The organism is Parabacteroides distasonis, assembly GCF_004793765.1.
Taxonomy (GTDB): Bacteria; Bacteroidota; Bacteroidia; order Bacteroidales; family Tannerellaceae; genus Parabacteroides; species Parabacteroides distasonis_A.
The window spans coordinates 1-22,765 of sequence record NZ_SRYM01000025.1; the positions used below are offsets into that span (position 1 = coordinate 1).

Annotated in this window: 19 protein-coding genes; 10 read left to right on the top strand and 9 right to left on the bottom strand. The window is 46.7% G+C overall.

Going from position 1 to position 22,765, the window contains the following annotated elements; genetic code table 11:
• Window positions 1-239: 239 nt before the first annotated feature.
• From nqrF to E5342_RS10085, 6 genes are read right to left on the bottom strand one after another with little or no spacing between them, the layout of a single operon-like run.
• Window positions 240-1,526, bottom strand: a complete 1,287-nt coding sequence (gene nqrF, locus E5342_RS10060) for an NADH:ubiquinone reductase (Na(+)-transporting) subunit F (RefSeq protein WP_121735982.1) — start codon at window positions 1,524-1,526, stop codon at window positions 240-242.
• 28 nt (window positions 1,527-1,554) lie between these two features.
• Window positions 1,555-2,172 carry an NADH:ubiquinone reductase (Na(+)-transporting) subunit E gene (gene nqrE / locus E5342_RS10065; RefSeq protein ID WP_121735981.1) on the bottom strand — a complete coding sequence of 206 codons (618 nt, stop codon included), beginning with the start codon at window positions 2,170-2,172 and terminating at the stop codon, window positions 1,555-1,557.
• Between the two features lie 25 nt (window positions 2,173-2,197).
• Window positions 2,198-2,827: an NADH:ubiquinone reductase (Na(+)-transporting) subunit D gene (locus E5342_RS10070; RefSeq protein WP_121735980.1), complete on the bottom strand. Its 630-nt coding sequence runs from the start codon at window positions 2,825-2,827 to the stop codon at window positions 2,198-2,200.
• A 7-nt stretch (window positions 2,828-2,834) separates the two neighbouring features.
• Window positions 2,835-3,647: an NADH:ubiquinone reductase (Na(+)-transporting) subunit C gene (gene nqrC, locus E5342_RS10075; RefSeq protein WP_121735979.1), complete on the bottom strand. Its 813-nt coding sequence runs from the start codon at window positions 3,645-3,647 to the stop codon at window positions 2,835-2,837.
• A 13-nt stretch (window positions 3,648-3,660) separates the two neighbouring features.
• Complete coding sequence (locus E5342_RS10080; RefSeq protein ID WP_121735978.1) at window positions 3,661-4,863, bottom strand: NADH:ubiquinone reductase (Na(+)-transporting) subunit B; 1,203 nt, start codon at window positions 4,861-4,863, stop codon at window positions 3,661-3,663.
• A 23-nt stretch (window positions 4,864-4,886) separates the two neighbouring features.
• Window positions 4,887-6,233, bottom strand: coding sequence for a Na(+)-translocating NADH-quinone reductase subunit A (locus tag E5342_RS10085; RefSeq protein WP_121735977.1), 1,347 nt, complete (start codon window positions 6,231-6,233; stop codon window positions 4,887-4,889).
• A gap of 132 nt (window positions 6,234-6,365) precedes the next feature.
• Here E5342_RS10085 and E5342_RS10090 point away from each other — a divergent pair, with 132 nt between their 5' ends.
• The gene (locus E5342_RS10090; protein WP_121735976.1) at window positions 6,366-7,634 is read left to right on the top strand and encodes a DUF5103 domain-containing protein; all 1,269 of its coding nucleotides are present in this window, start codon (window positions 6,366-6,368) and stop codon (window positions 7,632-7,634) included.
• A 44-nt stretch (window positions 7,635-7,678) separates the two neighbouring features.
• Window positions 7,679-8,647: a 4Fe-4S binding protein gene (locus E5342_RS10095; protein ID WP_135959317.1), complete on the top strand. Its 969-nt coding sequence runs from the start codon at window positions 7,679-7,681 to the stop codon at window positions 8,645-8,647.
• Here the strand turns inward: E5342_RS10095 and guaD are convergent.
• From guaD to E5342_RS10110, 3 genes are read right to left on the bottom strand one after another with little or no spacing between them, the layout of a single operon-like run.
• A complete protein-coding gene (guaD, locus tag E5342_RS10100; protein ID WP_135959318.1) occupies window positions 8,612-9,952 on the bottom strand; it encodes a guanine deaminase in 1,341 nt (446 codons plus the stop codon). The two genes, E5342_RS10095 and guaD, sit on opposite strands and share 36 nt — an antisense overlap.
• Window positions 9,953-9,964: 12 nt before the next feature.
• On the bottom strand, window positions 9,965-10,867 hold the full coding sequence (locus E5342_RS10105) for a cation diffusion facilitator family transporter (RefSeq protein WP_121735973.1): 903 nt from the start codon (window positions 10,865-10,867) through the stop codon (window positions 9,965-9,967).
• 9 nt (window positions 10,868-10,876) lie between these two features.
• Window positions 10,877-12,169, bottom strand: a complete 1,293-nt coding sequence (locus E5342_RS10110; RefSeq protein WP_121735972.1) for a serine dehydratase subunit alpha family protein — start codon at window positions 12,167-12,169, stop codon at window positions 10,877-10,879.
• 665 nt (window positions 12,170-12,834) lie between these two features.
• Between E5342_RS10110 and E5342_RS10120 the strand changes: the two genes are divergently transcribed.
• From E5342_RS10120 to E5342_RS10155, 8 genes are all read left to right on the top strand, one after another.
• The gene (locus E5342_RS10120; protein ID WP_121735971.1) at window positions 12,835-14,763 is read left to right on the top strand and encodes an AAA domain-containing protein; all 1,929 of its coding nucleotides are present in this window, start codon (window positions 12,835-12,837) and stop codon (window positions 14,761-14,763) included.
• Window positions 14,753-15,559 (top strand): Cof-type HAD-IIB family hydrolase, encoded by an 807-nt coding sequence (locus E5342_RS10125; RefSeq protein ID WP_121735970.1) that lies wholly within the window; start codon window positions 14,753-14,755, stop codon window positions 15,557-15,559. The genes E5342_RS10120 and E5342_RS10125 overlap by 11 nt, the downstream gene beginning before the upstream one ends.
• A 188-nt stretch (window positions 15,560-15,747) precedes the next feature.
• Window positions 15,748-16,980: a Cof-type HAD-IIB family hydrolase gene (locus E5342_RS10130; RefSeq protein ID WP_121735969.1), complete on the top strand. Its 1,233-nt coding sequence runs from the start codon at window positions 15,748-15,750 to the stop codon at window positions 16,978-16,980.
• The gene (locus tag E5342_RS10135; RefSeq protein ID WP_121735968.1) at window positions 16,977-18,074 is read left to right on the top strand and encodes an isochorismate synthase; all 1,098 of its coding nucleotides are present in this window, start codon (window positions 16,977-16,979) and stop codon (window positions 18,072-18,074) included. The genes E5342_RS10130 and E5342_RS10135 overlap by 4 nt, the downstream gene beginning before the upstream one ends.
• A gap of 14 nt (window positions 18,075-18,088) precedes the next feature.
• On the top strand, window positions 18,089-19,777 hold the full coding sequence (gene menD / locus E5342_RS10140; protein WP_135959319.1) for a 2-succinyl-5-enolpyruvyl-6-hydroxy-3-cyclohexene-1-carboxylic-acid synthase: 1,689 nt from the start codon (window positions 18,089-18,091) through the stop codon (window positions 19,775-19,777).
• A gap of 3 nt (window positions 19,778-19,780) precedes the next feature.
• On the top strand, window positions 19,781-20,605 hold the full coding sequence (menB, locus tag E5342_RS10145; RefSeq protein ID WP_005856861.1) for a 1,4-dihydroxy-2-naphthoyl-CoA synthase: 825 nt from the start codon (window positions 19,781-19,783) through the stop codon (window positions 20,603-20,605).
• A 29-nt stretch (window positions 20,606-20,634) separates the two neighbouring features.
• On the top strand, window positions 20,635-21,693 hold the full coding sequence (locus E5342_RS10150; RefSeq protein WP_121735966.1) for an o-succinylbenzoate synthase: 1,059 nt from the start codon (window positions 20,635-20,637) through the stop codon (window positions 21,691-21,693).
• A 3-nt stretch (window positions 21,694-21,696) separates the two neighbouring features.
• The gene (locus E5342_RS10155; RefSeq protein WP_121735965.1) at window positions 21,697-22,764 is read left to right on the top strand and encodes an AMP-binding protein; all 1,068 of its coding nucleotides are present in this window, start codon (window positions 21,697-21,699) and stop codon (window positions 22,762-22,764) included.
• The last annotated feature ends 1 nt before the right edge of the window (window position 22,765 follow it).

Genomic DNA, 22,765 nt, shown 5'->3' on the forward strand with positions numbered 1-22,765 from the left:
AAGTACCTTAGAAAATAACAGTAAAATCTGTGAAGTAAATTTAGGCATAGTCAACATTTTCAATGCGCCGACATAAAAGTACGACTTATTTCGTGAATGAAGTACATATCCTATGACACATGCAGTATATGTCCTATAGTATTCGAAGTATATCTTCGTAAAGAGGAGTTTCAGGTCAAAAATAAAAAAGGCGAGGATATTAACCCTCGCCTTCTATTTGTAGATATAGAAATCCTATTTTATCCGCCGAAATCGTCGAAATGTAACATCTCACGAGGTACACCCAAGTTATCCAGCATATTTTCCACGGCCTTTGACATCGGGCCCGGACCACACATGTAGTATTCAATATCTTCCGGAGCCTCGTGATCCTTTAAGTAAGTATCATGAATTACTTGATGAACAAAACCAGCCGTATATTTAACACCCGCAGCATCAGCGGCAGGATCAGGACGGTCAAGCGCCAAGTGGAACGTAAAGTTCGGGAACTCTTTCTCGATTTCCAAGAAATCTTCCAAATAGAACACCTCGTTCAAGGCACGTGCACCATAGAAGTAAGACATCTTACGATCCGTTGTCTTCAACGTCTTCGTCATGTGCATGATTTGGGCACGCAACGGAGCCATACCTGCACCACCACCAATCCACATCATTTCTCTCTTAGAATCGAAAATTGGGTGGAAATCACCATAAGGGCCACTCATAGTCACTTTATCACCCGGTTTCAATGTAAAGATATAAGAAGAAGCGATACCCGGCATCACATCCATGAAACCTACTTGTGGTTTCGGTTTGAACGGAGGCGTAGCGATACGTACGGTCAACATGATACGGTCACCCTCAGCAGGATAGTTAGCCATAGAATAAGCGCGGATAGACGGTGAGTCGTTCTTACACTTCAAATCGAATAAACCAAATTTCTCCCAAGCTGGCAAATACTCAGAACCAATCAAACTCTTATCGATATCCTTGTTATAATCCATTGAGTATGTAGGGATCTTGATTTGGGCGTAAGAACCCGGAATAAAGTCCATGTGCTCACCTTTAGGCAACGCAACGATAAACTCCTTGATAAAGGTAGCGACGTTCTTGTTACTGATAACCTCGCACTCCCATTCCTTAACGCCAAATACCTCGTCCGGTACCTGAACGACCATATCCTCTTTCACCTTGCATTGGCAAGCCAAACGCCAATGATCTTTCACTTGTTTACGAGAGAAGAAACCTTTCTCAGTAGGTAGGATCTCGCCACCGCCATCAATAACTTGAGCACGGCACTGACCGCATTTACCACCACCACCACAGGCTGAAGACAAGAAGATGCCACCACTCTGTAACGCACCTAACAAAGTTCCACCAATCGGAGTCTCAATATTTTTCTCTCCATTAACCTTCAAGCTTACATTGCCCGAAGGAACCAATTTTGCTTTGGCGAACAAAAGCAAACCGACCAAGATTAGCGTGATCAGCAAGAACACCACCGCACTGGCACAGATCGTAAGTCCGCTCGACATTAATAAAGTCATCTTTATATTTTGTTTAATGCGTTAATACTTAAATCTTCAGACCTGAGAAACACATGAATGCCATACCCATCAAACCCGTGATGATGAAAGTGATACCCAAACCTTTCAATGGTTTGGGGACATTTGAATATGCCAATTTCTCACGGATAGCCGCCATTCCTACGATAGCTAGCAACCAACCGATACCAGATCCTAAACCATAAACAGTAGCGACACCCACATTAGGGAACGCTTTTTGTTGCATAAACAGAGAACCACCCAAGATAGCACAGTTTACAGCGATCAGCGGCAAAAAGATACCAAGGGAAGCATACAAAGACGGAGAGAATTTCTCGACTACCATCTCGACCAACTGCACGAAAGAAGCGATAACGGCGATAAAGATAATAAACGCCAAGAAACTAAGATTCACCTCAGTATATTCCGGACCTAACCAGCTTAATGCACCTTCTTTCAATACATAATTCTCAAGCATATAGTTAATCGGCAGTGTACAGAAAAGTACGAATGTCACTGCTATACCTAATCCTAAAGCGGTCTTCACGTTCTTTGAGACAGCCACGAAAGAGCACATACCCAAATAGTATGCGAAGATCATGTTGTCAACGAAGATCGAGCGGACGAATGTGCTTAATAATTGTTCCATTCTATTATTCGTTTAATCGTTAACATTAATTTTCTTGAAGTTCCTTGTTCTTAGCACGATGAACCCAAATAATAACAGCGATCACGATCAACGCCATCGGAGGCAAGATCATCAAACCATTGTTCACGTAACCCAGATCATAGAAAGCCTGCGGAATCACTTGGAAACCCAATAAGGTACCAGAACCCAGCAATTCTCGGAAGAAACCTACGATAATAAGAATAATCGCATATCCCAAACCGTTACCTACACCATCCAAGAACGATTCCCATGGGCCATTACCCAAGGCGAACGCTTCTAGACGTCCCATCAAGATACAGTTCGTAATGATCAAACCGACAAATACGGAAAGCTGTTTGTTTACGTCATAAGCAAAAGCTTTCAATACCTCACTAACGATTGTCACCAAAGCGGCAACTACCACTAATTGAACAATAATACGGATACGGTTCGGAATCGTATTACGCATCAATGAAATGATCACGTTAGCGAAAGCTACAACAGCCGTCACCGAAATACCCATCACGATTGCCGGCTCAAGTTTTGATGTTACAGCCAACGCAGAGCAAATACCCAGCATCTGTACGACAACCGGGTTGTTAGCGCTCAACGGGCCTAACAGAACTTCTCTATTCTTTTCAGATAATAATCCCATCTTCTACTTAATTTTGTGAGGTCAAATATTTAACATAACCGCTCAAGCTATCAAAAAGCATAGCACTAACACCTTGACTTGTAATCGTACCACCAGAGATACCATCCACATAGTCTTGTCCGGCAACGCTTTTACCCGGCTTAACAACAGCGACTGACTTGAATTCTCCACTCATGAAAATCTTCTTACCTTTAAATTTGTTGCTGAACGCTGGTTTAGAGATCTCAGCTCCCAAACCCGGGGTTTCACCTTGGTGGCTGAAGTCTGCACCATAAATAGTATTCTTATCACTATCTACAGAGATGTAACCCCATAACGGACCCCAAAGACCTGCTCCATGCAAAGCCATGATATATTTCGGTTGACCATCTACATTTGCGATGAAAACCGGATATTGATGCTCAGCGGCAGCCTTAACTACATCCGTAGCGAAAGCGTCGCCTTCAACCTTCTCACCACTCTCGTTCACCAAGAAAGCATCCTTGATCAACTCGTTGTACTTAGCCTCAGCCTCAGAAGAAGAAACATTTACATTGATAGAACGCAGAATTTGCTGTCTCTTATCGTTGTCCTCGTTCTGTTTCTGGAAACTTCTCAATGACTGTGAAGTAAACGCCAATACGACAGCTACTAGCACAACCATCACAGCCGCATAAACAACCGTATAAACATTGCTATCCCGGTTTATGCCTTTCTTAGCGGTACCCTCCTCCTTGATTTCCTCAAATTCGGAAGCAGGAGCGGAACATACCGGACAAGTGTCAGGAGCCTTATTTCCCTCGTGGACATAGCCACATACCTTACATTTATATTTAGCCATATTCCTTCTTACTTTATTTTATTACACGTTTCAATCTGCGAGAGACGTTAGCTTCCACAACATAATAGTCGATCAGCGGAGCGAACACGTTCATCAACAGGATAGCGAGCATCATACCCTCTGGATAACCCGGGTTCAACGCACGAATAATAATGGCCATAGCACCTACAAGGAAACCATAGATATATTTACCTGTCTCCGTACGAGCGGAAGTCACAGGGTCTGTAGCCATGAACACGGCACCAAAAGCGAAACCACCTAAGAACAAGTGATCCAGAGGAGATACACACATGGCGACCGTAGTACCGATCATATTAAAGATCAATGACATGAAAGCACCACCTACAAACACAGAAACCATTGTCTTCCAACTTGCGATACCTGTAACCAACAAGATTACTGCACCGATCAAGATAGCCAGTACAGAAGTCTCACCAATAGAGCCTGGGATCAAACCAAGAAATGCGTCCCAAGTAGAGATCGGGTTGCCTAATACGTCAACGGCTTGGAAAGAACCGATCATCTCCTTACCAGCGATAGCGACTTGTCCCAACGGAGTAGCTCCGGAAAAGCCGTCAACCACTTGGCCAGCCCCAATACCAAACGTATCAGCCGTACGAACGAACACTTGATCACCAGACATTGCTGCCGGGTAAGCGAAGAATAAAAACGCACGTGTAACCAATGCTACATTAAATATATTATATCCCGTACCACCAAATACCTCTTTTGCGAAAACAACCGCAAAAGCAGTGGCTACAGCGATCATCCATAACGGAGTATCGACCGGTACGATCATCGGAATCAAGATACCGGAAACCAAGAATCCTTCTTGAATCTCTTCCTTCTTCACTTGGGCAACAGCGAACTCTATACCCAAACCTACCACATACGAAACAATGATCTTAGGCAATACCGCCAAAAATCCAAAAATAAAAGTCATCAAAAATCCCGGATCAGCCCCTACAGCTAAATTGTGCTGATAACCGACATTATACATACCAAAAAGCAAAGCAGGCAACAAAGCGATGATAACCACGGTCATGGCACGCTTTGAATCAATACAGTCATGAATATGTACGCCCGTTTTAGAGGTCTCGTTCGGAACAAATAAGAATGTTTCGAAACCGTCAAAAACAGAACGGAACATCGCCAGCTTTCCGCCTTCCTCAAAGTTAGGCTTAATCTTGTCGAGATAATTCCTTAACGCTTTCAATGTATTATAAGTTTTTTATGTTATTAATTCATTTCCTTATACAACAGATTCAATCCATCGCGAACGATCTTTTGCAGCTCGATCTTGGAAGTGTCCACGAACTCGCAAAGAGCGAAATCCTCAGGAGCCACCTCATAGATACCTAAATTCTCCATCTTGTCGATATCGAACGCAATAATCGCTTTCAACAAATATTCCGGATAGATATCCATCGGGAACACTTTATCGTATTCATTAGACATGATCATGGCACGTTTACCACCTTTGATACGGGCATCAATCACATACTCCTTGCTAGTACCTAACCAGCTAAAGTAACTATGGCTAGCGCTGAACTGGTTAAAACGAGGCATAGCGAAACCTAAAAACTCATGCGTCTCATCGCCTTCTGGAATCACGGTGATCTGGTTATCATAAGCACCTAGGTAACCATCTATATTTACCTTGGTACCTGTCAAAACATTACCGCTGATAATACGGATATGTTCCTGTCCTAACACTTTACCGTTAACCAAGCTCTTAATCGTACAACCTGAAATCGTTTTAACGTAGCCTCTCTCGGTAGTCTCGGAACCGGTAATAGCAACCATACGGCTGAAATCAGCCACACCCTTGTTGAACAAGCGTCCGATAACAATCACGTCCGCCGGATTAACCGTCCAAACGACCTCACCCTTGTTAACGGGCTTGATATGATTGATCTGCACACCAACGTTCGCTGCGGGATGCGGACCTTCTACTTCCACGATCTCCACACCTTTCATTCCGCTCACGACAGAACCACTTCTTACACCCACATACACTTTTCCATTCGTTAATTTAGCTAGAGCGTTTAATCCAGTCTGGAAATCAGCCTCCTGACCTTTTACGATAAAATCGAAGTTTGGAGCCAACGGAGCGGAGTAAAAAGCCGAAACGAAGATATCACGCGGAGTATCCAATGGAGCGGCGATGATATCGTATGGGCGTTGCTTGATAAACGGCCACATACCAGCGTTCAGAAGCGCCTCTTTCACCTCTGCTCCCTGTAGGGATGCCACGTTCTTCTTACCAAACTCCTCATACTCGATCTGCGCATCCGGCTTCACAACGATGCTTAGCACCTTACGCTTCTCTCCTCGGTTTACGGCAGTTACCTCGCCACTGACCGGCGAAACAAACTTGATCTCGGGGCGGTTCTTGTCAATCATCAGTACAGAACCGGCTTTGACTTTTTCTCCTACTTTCGCAACAACTTTGGGGAGAATACCGTTATAATAATCGGGGACGATCGCGTAAGACTCGCTCTTGCCGCCGTTTAACAGTACATCCGAAGCTTTGCCCTTCAGATTAATGTCTAAACCCTTTTTAATCTTAATCACATTTGCCATGATACAACTAAAATTGTTTATATGTAATTTTCCTGCAAAAGTAAACATTTTTTCATGCTTTAGAGCAGGGAAAGGCAAATAAATAGAGAAATAATTCCATAATTTTGCGTCGTTAAAGAAAGTAATAAGAAAATGAAAGTTTTTAAAATTCTATTCCTACTGCTTATCACGGTTTTAGTGCCGTTGAACGCTCAAGTGACTTACTTCACCAACGTTAGCGATAAGCAAATAAAGACCCTCCAAGTGAAGGTTGCCGGCGAGATGTTCTCCGATCCTTTCATCGAATTGGGCGGAGAGAATCGTATCGAGGTTAATTTCGATGCATTTAATCCGGGCTTCGAGCGATACGCCTATAATTTGGTCCACTGCAATGCGGATTGGACGCAATCGAATCTTTCCCCAATCGAGTATATGAATGGTTTCCAAGGGAGCACGATCGAGGATTTCGCCAATGCGATGGGTACTACGGTGCAATACACCAACTACCGATTACTTTTCCCAAACAATGACGTTCAACCGAAGGTCTCGGGGAATTATGCCTTGCAAGTATATAACGAGGATGATCCCTCCCAGATAGTATTTACCGCTTGCTTTTCTATTTTCGAGCCGATGGTTAGTGTCGCCGCTACGGTGAGCGGAAATACGGATATCGATACCAATCAGTCACACCAACAAGTCAGCTTTGCGATCAATAACAAGAATTTCCCCATCACCTATCCTCAGACCGACTTGAAAATCTGGGTTTATCAGAATAACCGCAGGGATAATGCCGTAACAGGTCTTCAGCCTATGACTATATTAGAGAACCAGATCTCCTATACGAACAATCAGAACTTAATCTTTCCCGCAGGAAACGAATATCGCCGTATGGAATTTTTGAGCAACAAATACAATGGCATGCACGTAGAAAGTATCTCGTTCCATAATCCATACTACCATGTAGAGTTGATGACGGACTATCGGCGTGACCAATTATCGTATCAATACGATCAAGACCAAGACGGGCGTTTCTTCATCCGTTGCAGCAATTGTAACGACCCGGATACGGAAGCGGACTATTACATTGTTCACTTTACCCTCGCCATGGACTTAATTCCCGATGGAAACGTGTATTTGAACGGCGAATTATCTAATAATGTGTTGGACGAAAAAAGTAAGATGGGCTATAATCCGGAGACGCATCAATACGAGAAATCCGTTTTACTGAAACAAGGCAGTTACAACTATCAGTACCTCTTTGTCCCTAACGGACAGACCGTAGGACAGACCGGCCCTATCGAGGGTAATTTCTTCCAGACGGAGAACGAATATAGCATTTACGTTTATTATTGCCCGATGGGAGCACGGTATGATCGTTTAATCGGTGTAACAAGTATCAGAAATACAATGCCTTTGCTATAATTATTTGCGTAAAAGGCATACTTTTACGCATAAAATAATTGAGCATGAAAACGAGACGTACTGTTATCATTACCGTGTTGTTAGTCGGGGGACTTCTCTCGACCGTTCAAGTCATGCCTAAAAATCCATTGTTAATAGGCGAAAGGTTATTTCCGCACGGAGGATGGATACAGGTGATACTTGCCATGCTGTACGGTGGTTGGCTTTGCTATAAGATGCAAGATCGGCAAGAACGCCCTAAATGGAGAAAACGAGCGTGGTTGTTATTCTCGATCGTTTTTTTCGGGCAACTTGCTCTAGGGATTTTTGCCGATCCTATTTTCCTTATGACCGGAAAACTGCATTTACCGATCCCTGCGGTAATCTTGGCCGGACCGCTTTATCGCTTCGAGGGATTATTCATGCCCATACTTTTTATCAGCACCTTATTACTATCCGGTCCCGCTTGGTGTAGCCAGCTTTGTTACTTCGGGGCATTCGACGCATGGAGTGCCCGGGGAAAATTGGAGCGAAAAAGGTTCCCCTATCACAAGCAAATGCGATACAGCATATTATTTCTGGTTATGTTGGGGGCCATCCTACTCCGAATATTCGGAGCGAGCGGCAGGATAGCCACCGCTTTTGGAATAGCGGTCGGAGTTATCGGCCTACTTGTCATGCTATTGTTTTCCAGAAAGAGACGGAAGATGGTGCATTGCAGTAGTTATTGTCCGATCGGGACTTTAGTGTCTTTCCTCAAATACCTCTCTCCTTTCCGGGTACGACTGACCACGGATTGTTGCCATTGCATGGCTTGCACAAACGCTTGCCGTTATGATGCCCTACATAAAGAAGAGATCGAGAAGGGAAAGATCGGCTATACCTGTACCTATTGCGGAGATTGCCTCTCCGCTTGCAAGCACGGGGCTATAGAATATCATTTCCTGGGATTGCGCCCGACTACTGCCGAGCGCCTATGGATCGTCGTAACGGTCGTATTACATACTTGCTTCTTGATGATCGCACGAATCTGAGCCGTATACTTGCTTGCCCATTATATAAGTACATACCGTATTCCGGTCATCGCCGAGGGTTTGCAGGCCAAACAGCTTATTCTCAATCGTCCATTTATCTCTCGAACGAAGATACTCCATACGCAATTTCTGGACAGAGGTAGCGGCATAATCCACGACTATGAAATCCGCTTCACGGCCAGGGAGGAAACTTCCGATTCGGTCGTCCAACGATAAGGCCCGTGCAGAGCCTAGCGTACATTTATAGATAGCCTCCAAAGCTGTCATCGGATAACCGTTCAACTGTTGTACCTTATAGGCCTCTCCCATCGTACGCCACATAGAGAAAGATGTACCCGCACCGACATCTGTCGCCAAGGTAGTACGTACGCCGTAACGGTTCGCTTCCTTCATATCGAATAATCCGCTTCCTAGGAAAAGGTTTGAGGTCGGACAATGGGCAATAATGCCTCCCGTTTCCCCCAACCGCTTATATTCCCGATCGGTTAGATGGACACAATGCCCGAATATCGAACGATCGGTCAGCAACCCAGCACGCTCATAGACCTCCAGATAGTCCGCATGACCGGGACTGAGCGATAAGACAGATTCAATCTCTCCCAGATTCTCCGAAAGATGTGTCTGTATATAGGTATTGGGATATTCGGTATGTAAATGACCGGCAGACTTTAATTGATCCGGCGTACTGGTTATGGCGAAACGGGGCGTGATCACATAGTGATTCCGTCCTTTTCCGTCCCAATCCTCGATTAAGCTACGGCAGGCCAACTCACCCTGATGCGTGGTATCCATCAGATAATCCGGAGCATTCCGGTTCATCATCACCTTTCCTGCCAAGATACACATATTATACTCCGTAGCCACGGAAAATAATGCGGTTACGGAAGCAGGATGAACCGTGGCATAAGCGGCACAAGTCGTAGTTCCGTTCTTCACCAGTTCCTTCACGAAAAAACGAGCGATATCTTGTGCGTATTCCACGGAAGAAAAAGCGTCCTCGGTGGGAAACGTATATTCATCCAGCCAATCCAGAAGTTGCTTGCCATACATTCCCAGTATCTCCGACTGGGAGAAATGGATATGGGAATCAATAAAGCCGGGTGTAATCAATTTACCGGAATAGTCTGTCACCGGGAAATCCGGATAACGGGAACGCATCTCCTCGAACGGCCCCGCCTCTACAATCTTTCCATCAACAACAGCCAATCCCCCATCCTCAAAATAGCGGTAAGCCTCCACATGATCCAGCGGGGAAGCGATCAAATAGAACACTTCTCCCCTATATAAGTTCTTCATCATGGTCAAATAACAATTCGTTTATTTAATTGGTTCCACGTGCAAAGCGATGTGCGTAGCCTCACCGAACTTATCACGCAGATTCTGTTCGATCTCTTTCGTCAAGTCATGGGCACGAGTCACGGTTATCTGTCCGTCCACCCGTATATGCGCCTCGATAGCAAAATTATTACCGATGCGGCGGGTACGTAGATTATGCGGGCTCTTTACCTCGGGAACCTTACTAATGATCGCCAAGATCTCATCCTCCACCTCCTTCGGCAAAGATTTCTCCAATAAGTCATTGATTGCGGGGATCACCAGCTGCAAGGCTACTTTTACGATAAACAAACTGACAATCACAGCCGCTAACGGATCCAACACACGCCAATTATCCCCCAACAAAATCGCCCCTCCGATACCTAAAGCCGTACCGATCGAGGAAAAGGCATCCGAACGATGATGCCAAGCGTTAGCGATAACGACTTGACTATTCTGCTTCCTTCCTACCCAAACCGTAATATGATACAGTAATTCCTTGATCACAATGGAGATAAGAGCGGCAACTAAAGCGATCATTCCCGGACTTTCCAACGGAATCCCCTTGAAATAAAAGTCATAAATCTTGTTCGCTCCCTCCCAGAAAAGGCCAAAACCTACACAAAGCAAGACGATACCGACAATTGAAGTCGCCAAAGTCTCGTATTTACCATGCCCGTAATCATGGCTCTCGTCCTTCGGCTTGGAAGATATATTGACAAAAAGAAGTACAACTATATCCGTTACGAAATCAGATAACGAATGCACCGCATCAGCGATCATAGCGCTACTATGCCCCCAGATACCCGCCACGAACTTGAATACCAATAAAACAAAATTAGCGAATGACCCTAAAAGTGTCACTCGCATAATCTCTTTTTTCCTCGCCTTTGGTGCCTCCTCCATAAAATCCTATTAACAAGATTTACCGGTCATGATATCTAGCACCAGACGGTCCGTCGCCTCCATTCCTTTAGAACCGATAGCGGTCAAGTTGGCGATCGATTTATCCACATCCTCATCGATGATACCTTCCACGGAAGTCACCACCTTATCCTCCATTGCCATCAAAGCGGAAAGCATCGCCGTAGATACGCCACTAGATACTTTCATCGCACAGCTTGGCTTAGCTCCATCACAGATCATTCCAGTAATATTACCGATCATATTCTTGATCGCATAAGAAATCTGCATCTTATTCCCTCCCATCAAATAGGTGATAGCGCAGCTTGCTCCCGTAGCGGCAACCACACAACCGCAAAGGGCGGACAGACGTCCCAGACTTTGCTTGATATAGATTACCATCAAATGGCTTAACATCAACGCACGGATCAGTTGCTCTTCCGAACATTGGATATCCTCAGCAAAAGAAAGAACCGGAAGTGTAGCGGCGATTCCTTGGTTACCGCTTCCCGAATTACTCATCACCGGGATCATAGCGCCGTCCATACGAGCGTCGCAAGCGGCGGAAGTCATGATCAACATATGTGTATAAGCAGAATCTCCCATGAACTTACGGCCGAAAACACCCGAGACCGTCTTACTTACCGTATGTCCGTAATTGCCTTTCATAGAAGCTTGGGCGGCTTTCTTATTCAACTCGGCCGTCTCTAAAATAAAACGAATCTCATCTAATGGCATTTCCATGGCAAACTCATAGACCATAGAGAAGGAAAGACGTAAATCCTTATTTTCACATACTTCCTCGCCAGAGACGTTTGCTGTACGCAAATCAGTCAACACCTCCCCATTTTTCTCTACATATATTATATGGGTATGCTCATGGCAAATGATCACCCTTGAACGATCCTCCCCTGCGGAACTTATAATCTCGATATAAAGTTTATCCACATTCTCTTTCAGGTCTATACCGATACATTTCTTGCAGACCATTTCCTTACCTTCTTCCAATCCCTCCGGAGTCAGGTCTTTCAGCACCTCTAGCCCATAAGCAGACTTACCGATGATAGTCCCCAAGGCGATAGCGATAGGTAATCCCACCATGCCAGTCCCCGGGATTCCTACTCCCATCGCATTCTTTAAGATATTAGCACTCAGATAAACTTCTATTTTCTCAGGCTTACGTCCCAGCACTTCGGCCGCTTTTGCGGCTGCCAAAGCCACGGCAATAGGTTCCGTACATCCGATAGCGGGGATTACCTCCCTGTGAATCAGATCTATAATTTGAGTTTTTAGGATAGTATCCATACTGATAGACTTTATTTAGAATTAGAATTGTTATTAATACACATTAGATTAAGAGCGAAACTCAACAACGATATCTCGCACGGCATCGTATTGTTTTCCCAATGCATCTTTATACCGCAACGCTTCTTCCAGACTCTCTTCTCTCAACAGCGATAATATATTATTCATCACTATTCATAAAACGATTTAAGATATTCTCTTTATCCCAAGCAGCCACATCTATTAATGTGTTATAATTAGCATCGTTCTCATTCATTGTTTTTATGATATTAGTTTTCGTACAAAATTAGGAATTTTATAGACACTACCAACGTTAAATGAAAATATTCAACCTAGTAAACTTGTCAGCAACTCTTTTATGCGAGCTACCTGATAGAGTACTTACTAATCTAAGTCAGTATATATCCTTTGCCACATGCTATATTCTATGGGCTAGTAAGTACTACTGCCTTTTTCCGGTTATAGTTAACTACCCTACAACTTGTTCCATTTTATCAAGCAAGACACAACATGTAATCATTTCTCCACCCTTATTGTAAGTCACGATCACTGATGCTATGCGATCTAAGATGGAGATAACGTGACAACATACCTCCAACAGGCATTGCCGGGTTCGCTATTTTTCCGTAAGTTTGCGCCCTCATGAACAAAAAAGTCGATCTAGAATGGCAAAGACGATTTTATCCCCAATAACGGATTTGCTCCGACAGCAGGAGCTGCTTAAGAAGGAATATGAATATGAGAAGGAAACATACCGACAGCAATCCGAGCGTACGGGTTTGCGAAAACGAGTGACGCAAGGCCTTTGTTGGTATCCGGTCGCTCCGGGACGCAGTTATTACAATTCCTTAAACCAATTGGTGATCGAGATCGAAAGGACAGGAGACCGGGAGATTGAGCATAATTTCGAATACGGGCGACCGGTTTGCTTCTTCACGGCAGACAGCAGTGGTAAATTTAAGTATCTGGATTTCTCCGCCACGATCAGCTACGTGCAAGACGACCAGATGATGGTAGTTCTCCCCACTCTTTCCGCCTTGATGGATATACAAGGAAAAAGTTATGATCTCGGCGTGCAACTCTACTTCGACGAGACCAGCTATAAAACGATGTTTTCCGCTCTCTCCGACGTGATCCGGGCAAAAAACAACCAACTCTCCCATCTAAGGGACATATTACTGGGACAGGAAAAACCGGAACAGCGGGAATTATTCCCGATCCGCTTCCCTTGGCTGAATCGCTCGCAGGAAGAAGCTGTAAACAAGGTATTAGGAGCGAAACAAGTATCTATCGTACACGGCCCTCCCGGAACCGGGAAAACAACCACCTTGGTGGAAGCCATTTACGAGACCCTTCACCGGGAGAATCAAGTGATCGTTTGCGCTCAAAGCAATACCGCCGTAGACTGCATCTCGGAGAAGCTGGTAGATAGAGGTATTAAAGTACTGCGCATAGGGAACCCCACTCGTATCAACGACAAGATGCTCTCTTTCACTTACGAACGTCGTTTTGAGTCGCATCCGGATTATCCCGAGTTATGGAGTATCCGAAAAGCGATACGGGATATACAATCCAATATGCGAAAGAAAAGCAGGGAGGAACGGGATACGATCCGGAACCGCCTCTCCCGGTTAAAATTCCGAGCGACCGAACTGGAAGTCAAGATCGATATGGAACTGTTCGACGAGGCTCGTGTTGTCGCTTGCACCCTGGTCGGTTCCGCAAACCGGGTTATGATGAACCGGCACTTCACCACCTTGTTTATCGACGAGGCCGCCCAAGCCTTGGAAGCCGCTTGCTGGATAGCGATCGGCAAGGCGGAACGGGTCATACTAGCGGGCGATCATCACCAATTGCCCCCTACTATTAAATGTATAGAAGCAGAACGGAAAGGTCTAGGACGTACCTTAATGCAAAAGATAGCCCATGCAAAACCGGAAACGGTCTCTCTCCTGAAGATCCAATATCGTATGCACGAGGATATCATGCGCTTCTCCTCCCAATGGTTCTATCATAACGAACTCGAATCCACTCCCGAGGTAAGTGGGCGAGGAATCTTGCGATTGGATACTCCCATCGTATGGTTCGATACGTCCGAGTGCGATTTCACGGAAAATACGAGAGAGGAGACCATGAGCCGTGTCAACAAGCAAGAGGCGGAATTGCTCGTAGAACAATTACGCTTCTATATACAGAAAATATCCAAAGAGAGAGTACTGGAGGAGAATATCGACTTCGGATTGATCTCCCCTTATAAGGCGCAGGTACAATACATCCGTAAATTAATCAAACAAGACGCTTTCTTCAAGCCTTTACGCAGACTGATCACCGTACATACCGTTGACGGTTTTCAAGGGCAAGAACGCGATGTCATCTTGATCAGTTTGGTAAGGGCCAACGAGAATGGAAAGATCGGTTTCTTGAACGACTTGCGGCGCATGAACGTAGCGATCACCCGTGCCCGTATGAAACTGATGATCATGGGAGACGCTTCCACCCTTACCCGGCACGCATTTTATAAAGAACTCTATAATTATATCTCCCAAAGAGGTAAAATAATCACGATCAACACAAAACAAAAGCATGAACTATAAATTATTGGTACTGGATTTAGACGGTACACTGACAAACAGTAAAAAAGAGATCACCCCATTTACGAGGGAAACCCTTCTACAAGCGCAGGAAAAAGGATTGCATCTGGTCTTAGCCTCCGGCCGGCCCACCTACGGTATCATGCCTTTAGCCGAGGAACTGAACATGAAGCAGTATGGAGGCTTTATCCTTTCCTTCAACGGCGGTAAGGTGATCGACTTGATGACAAACAAGATACTGTTCGAACAGGCTTTGCCTCCCGATATCGTACCTGTTTTATACAACCGCTCTAAAGAAGCGGGACTGGCTGTCCTTTCCTACAACGGTAAATATATTTTAAGCGAGTACCCGGAAAATAAATATGTACAATACGAATCATTCTTAACAAAGATGAAGATCAAGGCTACCAACGATTTCCTGCGGGATTTACACCAACCTGTCGATAAATGCTTGGTGGTAGGCGAACCGGAGATGTTGGTACCGTTGGAAGAGAAGCTCCGCCAAGAATTAGGGAAACGTATCAACGTATATCGTTCCGAGGCATTCTATCTGGAGCTTGTCCCCAAAGGCATCGACAAAGCTGCCTCATTATCCCGCTTACTAGAGCGAACCCGGATAAAACAAGAGGAAGTGATCGCTATCGGCGACGGCTTCAACGACGTATCCATGATCCGTTTTGCCGGATTGGGAGTCGCTATGGCCAACGCCCAACCCCCTGTCAAGGCCAATGCCGACCGCATCACCCAATACACGAACGATGAGGACGGAGTGGCTCGTTTCATCCAAGAAATACTTTGAAAAAAACACCGGTATAGGCACAGGCCAATGCCTATACCGACATACGCCTACACCAGTAGTGCCGTAGGGCTACGCCAGTATAGGCGTGAGCTTGCGCCGATATACGTAAATTCCTTTCATGGAAATGTCTTCTAACTATTCAACTATTTTGCGTATATTTGTGTCGTAAACCATAAAAATAAGACGCCATGAAGTACAAATTATTAGTCTTAGACGTAGATGGGACGTTGCTTAACGACAAGAAAGAGATAACTTCCCGGACCCATGCCGCCTTGTTAAAGGCTCAGCAGATGGGAATTCATGTTGTATTGGCATCCGGCCGACCCACCAACGGAGTTCAACCCTTGGCGGAGGCCCTTGAATTGAATCATTACGGTGGTTTCATATTATCTTATAACGGAGGTCAGATCATCAATGCCCAGACCGGAGAATTGATGTTTGAGAAACGAATCGATCCGGCCATGATTCCTTATTTAAACCGGAAGGCGAAGGAAAATGGTTTCGCTATCTTCACGTATCACAAGGACTATATCCTGACCGATAGCCCGGAAAACAAACATGTCCAAGAAGAGGCCGAGCTCAATAAAATGCGTATCATCGGCGTAGAGAATTTTCCGGAAGCGGTGGATTTCGCACCCTGTAAATGTATCCTTACCAGCGACGATGAGAACAATCTGGTGGGTTTGGAAAATCATTGGAAGAAACGTCTAGACGGTGTACTGGAAGCTTTCCGCTCCGAGGACTATTTCTTGGAGGTAGCCCCTCATTTCATCAATAAGGGAAATACGTTGGCGGTATTGATGGAGATGTTGAACATCACGACTGAAGAGGTTGTCGCTATCGGTGATGGCGTAGCCGATGTATCCATGCTTCAATTGGCCGGTACCGGCGTGGCGATGGGTAACGCACGCGACTCCGTAAAGGCTTGCGCTGATTTCACGACCTTATCTAATAATATGGAAGGCGTGGCAACGGCAATCGAGAAAGTGATCCTTGCCACGATCAAGCCCACGGAGGTTCCGCTAGATCAGCTAAACGCACGAGCCAAACATGCCTTAATGGGTAATCTAGGCATCCAATATACCTATGCGTCCGAGAATCGTGTGGAAGCGACCATGCCTGTAGACGAACGGACTCGCCAGCCTTTCGGAATCTTGCACGGAGGCGCTACGTTGGCTTTGGCGGAGACCGTGGCCGGGCTAGGTTCCATAATTCTGGCGAAACCAGATGAGATGGTAGTCGGCATGCAAGTTAGTGGCAGCCATGTTTCGTCCGCTCACGAGGGAGACACGGTACGTGCCGTTGGGACGATTATCCACAAGGGGCGTTCATCCCATGTGTGGAACGTAGACATATTCACCTCTACCGACAAACTGGTTTCCTCGGTACGGGTAATCAATAGCATACTAAAGAAGAAATGATTCCAAAAGATTCTTACGAAATAATAGACACGTTAATCAAGCAAGGTCGGAGTTTCGCTATTTGGCGTATTCCTAGTGAGGATAGGCTCCATTTCAGGATGCAAAGCGCCGGCTCTCCTTGCCTATTATACGACATAAAAGACTTAAATGAACGGAGCGGTTTTGTAATCGCTCCGTTTCAGGTGACAGCGGAACGACCTATCGTATTAATCCAACCGGATTGCTTTGAAATCCCCTCCGAATCCGATTGGGATTTCTCTCGAGAGAAAAACGAATTCCCTTCGAATGAAATCGAAATCCCGTCCGAATCCGAGGAGAAGGAACGATACGCTTACCATTTCTCCCTGTTTACCAACCCTTTGCTAAAAGGAAGCCAAGATAAACTAGTCCTATCCCGTAGCAAAACGATCTGGAAAGATCCCTCTTTCTCACCCGGCAAGGCATTCTTCGCCGCGGAAGAACGATATATCCGCTCCTATGTCTACCTTTGCCATACCCCGGAAACCGGAACTTGGATGGGTGGGACACCGGAAATCTTGTTATCCGGCGAGAAAGGTGACTGGCAAACGGTAGCTTTGGCCGGAACCCAATCCTTACGAGACGGGAAATTACCGAAAAGCTGGGACCATAAGAATTGGAGAGAACAGCAATTAGTCGCCTCCTATATACGCCGCCAGCTGTCCACCTTGGGTATTACTCCCGAGGAGAAGGGGCCTTATTCAGCCCGGGCCGGAGAGGTTTCTCATTTGAAAAGCGATTTCTTCTTCTCCTTGCCCAATCCCGAGAAGCTGGGTGATGTCCTTCAACTATTACACCCTACTCCAGCCGTCTGCGGTCTTCCCAAGGAGGAGGCTTATCATTTCATCATCGAAAATGAGGGGTACGATCGTAGCTATTACTCCGGTTTCATCGGTTGGCTGGATCCCAAAGGCAAAACAGATCTGTACGTAAACCTCCGTTGCATGAATATCCTCCCCCAAACCTTTACGCTGTATGCCGGAGGCGGTCTGTTGGCGGCCTCGCAGCTAGAGGATGAGTGGCAGGAGACAGAGGATAAATTAGATACAATGCGGAGAATAGTGGGTAATTTATAATTTTATATCATATAATGTATAGCGATAAAAAGAACATCCTTCAATTGGTAGCCTTGCTGATAGAGCACGGCGTAAGTAATATCGTGCTATGTCCGGGAAGCCGGAACTCTCCGATTGTTCATACATTGGCAAACCATTCATTCTTCAACTGCCATTCCGTGATGGATGAGCGAAGCGCAGGATTCTTTGCCGTAGGGCTAGCGTTGCACGGAGGTAAGCCGGCGGCTGTTTGCTGTACCTCGGGCACGGCCCTACTGAATATACATCCGGCAGTAGCGGAGGCTTTCTATCAGAAAGTTCCGCTTGTCGTGATATCTGCCGACCGTCCCACCGCATGGATCGGGCAAATGGATGGACAGACCTTGCCACAACCCGGGGTGTTCGGCTCGCTGGTAAAGAAGTCGGTGCAGCTACCGGAAATACATACGGATCAAGATGAATGGTATTGCAATCGATTGATCAACGAGGCGTTGTTGGAACTGAACCATCACGGCAAAGGACCGGTGCATATCAACGTTCCGATCTCCGAGCCTTTATTTCAGTTCACGACACCCGAATTGCCGAAGGTACGGGTAATCACCCGTTATCAAGGCTTGAACGTGTACGACCGGAAATATGATGACCTGATCGAGCGCTTGAACAAATATAGCAAGCGGATGATGATAGCGGGACAAATGAGCTTGATCTATCTCTTCGAGAAGAAAATATGCAAGTTACTATACAAGCATTTCACTTGGCTCTCCGAGCACATCGGCAACCGTATCGTACCGGGATTGCCGATCAAGAATTTCGACGCTATCCTGTATGCTACCCCGGAGGAGGAAAAAGAGAAGCTAGTTCCCGAGCTCGTAATCACCTACGGTGGCCATATTGTCTCCAAGCGGCTGAAAGAGTTTTTGCGGAAACACCCGCCTAAGGAGCATTGGCATGTCTCATTGGATGGAGAGGTAGCGGATTTATTCGGTAGCCTGACCACGGTGATCGAGATGGACCCCTTCGAGTTTCTGGAGAAAATCGCTTATATGCTGGAGAATAGGCAGATTGAATATCCGAAGGCTTGGGAATACAAATCCCGGAACCTGCCAGAGCCGGAGTTCGCTTACTCCGAAATGGCGGCGATCGGCGGTTTGATACGCTCGCTTCCGGCTGAATCGGCCTTGCATCTGGGGAATAGCTCCACCGTACGTTACGCACAATTGTACACCGTACCCGAGACGGTTGAGGTTTGTTGTAACCGAGGTACGAGCGGGATCGAAGGCTCCTTGTCTACGGCCATCGGATACGCCTCGGCCTCGCAAAAACTAAACTTTATCGTTATAGGCGATCTTAGTTTCTTCTATGATATGAATGCGTTGTGGAACGGTAACTTGCACAATAACCTTCGCATCCTGCTCTTGAACAACGGAGGTGGCGAGATCTTCCAAGCCTTGCCGGGATTCAAGATGAACGAGCGTACGCACCGTTACGTTACCGCCTCCCACCAGACCTCAGCGGAGGGATGGGCCACGGAAAGGGGATTCTCCTACTCCGCTGTCCATAATGCCGAGGAGTTGGCAGCGGCGATGAGCGCCTTTACCCAAACGGAGCAACCGAGCGAACATCCCCTATTTATGGAGGTTTTCACGGACAAAGCGGAAGACGTACGATTGCTCAAGGAATATTATCATCAACTAAAAAATTCATCCCAAGCACAAAACATATAATATATGGAAACGAAAAGAGAATGGACAACCATCAAGGAATATGAGGAGATCTTATTTGATTTCTACAACGGCATCGCCCGCATTACGATCAACCGGGAACGGTATCGCAACGCTTTTACCCCGACTACGACCACGGAGATGAGCGATGCCTTTTACATCTGCCGGGAACGCCCAGACATTAACGTAGTCGTTCTGACAGGAGCCGGAGATACGGCCTTTTGTGCGGGAGGCGATATGAACGTGAAAGGACGTGGCGGCTACGTGGGTAAAGACGGCGTACCTCGCTTGAACGTATTGGACGTACAAAAGCAGATCCGTTCTCTCCCGAAACCCGTCATCGCAGCCGTGAACGGTTTCGCTATCGGCGGCGGACACGTATTGCACGTGGTTTGTGACCTTACGATCGCTTCCGAGAACGCTATCTTCGGACAGACAGGCCCTCGTGTGGGTAGCTTCGACGCCGGGTTCGGCTCTTCTTACCTCGCCCGTGTGGTCGGACAGAAAAAGGCCCGTGAGATCTGGTTCCTATGCCGCAAGTATAATGCACAGGAGGCTTTGGATATGGGTTTGGTAAATAAGGTAGTCCCCTTGGACAAGCTAGAGGACGAGTACGTTCAATGGGCCGAGGAGATGATGTTGCTCAGTCCATTGGCTTTGCGCATGATCAAGGCGGGCTTGAACGCCGAGTTGGACGGACAGGCCGGTATACAGGAGTTGGCCGGAGACGCTACCATGCTTTACTATATGACGGACGAGGCGCAGGAAGGCGGTAAGGCATTCTTGGAGAAACGCCGTCCCCGCTTCGAGGATTACCCGAAGTTCCCGTAAGAGGATTGAGAATGAATAATTAAGAATGAATGGTAGAGGAGAGGTTATATAGGATTAAGGTGGTTCCCCAGTGCTTGACTTTCAAGCGACCGGCAGGAACTTCACGGGGGGTTTACACAACCCGGAAATTATGGGAGATTCTAATCCATAAGGAGGAAGATTCCTCGGCTTTTGGCATCGGTGAATGTGCCCCCCTGCCGGATCTCAGTTGCGATTATGGAGTGGATTACGAGATCATGTTATCCAAGGCTTGCCTCGATCTGGAACAGAAGGGATATGTTGACACCGAATCTTTGCGCCATTACCCATCCATCCTTTTCGGATTGGAAATGGCCATGCGTCATTATGAACAGGGTGGTTGGCGGCATTACGACACGCCCTTCTCTCAAGGCAAGACGGGTATCCCTATTAACGGACTGATCTGGATGGGCGATTATAAGTATATGCTGGAACAGGTAGAGGAAAAGATGAAGGAGGGCTTTCGCTGCGTCAAGCTGAAGATCGGCGCTATCGATTTCGACTGGGAACTCTCTTTATTGAAACACATCCGTGCGCATTTCTCTGCCAATGAAATAGAGCTTCGGGTAGATGCCAACGGCGCTTTCACACCCTCGAAGGCGATGGACAAACTGAAGCGGCTCGCCGAGATGGACTTGCATTCCATCGAGCAGCCTATCCGTGCCGGGCAGTTGGAAGAGATGGCACGCCTTGCGGCAGAGTCACCCCTTCCCATCGCTCTCGACGAGGAACTGATCGGCTGTAACGCCCCAGACGAGAAACAGCGGTTGTTGGAAACGATCCATCCCCAATACATTATATTAAAGCCTTCCCTCCACGGAGGTATCTCCGGATGTACGGAATGGATTCACTTAGCGGAAACTATCTTAGGAAGTACCCTTGAACAACCTAAATGGTGGGTCACCTCCGCTCTGGAATCGCAAATTGGACTGAACGCTATCGCCCAATGGTGTGCCACGCTAGGTAACCCGTTACCGCAAGGTCTGGGAACCGGCGAGATTTTCAAAGATGATAAACATACGTTAATCCAACGAAAAGGAGACACCATCTGGTTCTCCAACGACCTTTGACCTATGCCAATACAAGAAGATTTACAGGCATTCTTAGCTGAATGGCACGATCCGTCCCCTTTTTTAGAGGTCCAGACTTCTGGCTCCACCGGTACGCCCAAGCGGATACGAGTACGCAAAGACCAGATGCTGAACAGTGCTCGGCTTACCTGCGATTATCTGGGCCTTAAGAAGGGTGACAAGGCCCTCCTATGTATGCCCCTGCGCTATATAGCCGGAAAGATGATGGTAGTCCGCTCCCTATACGCCGGACTGGATCTGGAGGTATGCGAACCCTCCGGACACCCGTTAGCGGATTGGGAAGATACACCCTTACGCTTTGCCGCCATGATCCCCTTGCAGGTTTACAATACGTTGCGAGTACCCGAGGAACGTAAACGGCTGGAGCAAACGGATATCCTGATTATCGGCGGCGGAGCGATCGATGCTGCCTTGGAACAAGAGATACGGCAGATGTCAAATACGGTTTATTCCACCTACGGAATGACGGAGACGCTGTCCCACGTCGCCCTGCGCCGGCTGAACGGACCGGAAGCCTCGCCCTATTACCATCCCTTCCCCTCGGTGACGTTATCCTTGTCTTCGGAGAATACCTTGGTGATAGACGCCCCATTGGTTTGCGACGAGCGGCTGGTGACGAACGATGTCGCCCGCCTGCTGCCGGACGGGAGTTTCGCCATTATCGGAAGGAAAGATAATATCATCAATAGCGGAGGTATCAAAATCCAGATCGAGGAGGTGGAAGAGCGGCTACGGCCCTACCTCAACCGCCCCTACGCCATCACCGCCGCCCCCGACCCTCGATTGGGAGAGGCGGTAGTCTTGCTAATCGCCCCAAGGCCATGTGAAACATTATCACCCCCTCGGGTGACACCACACATGAGAGCTATCACTAACGACTCCGCACAGCTATTATGTGAGGTATCGACAGCGGCTCTCGCCAGCCTGCCCAAGTACCTTCATCCGAGACACATCATAAAGGTAAGCGAGATTCCCCAAACCGGAAGCGGCAAGATCAACCGTGCCGCTTGCCGGGAGCTAGCGAGAAATATCATCACAAAAACACTATAAA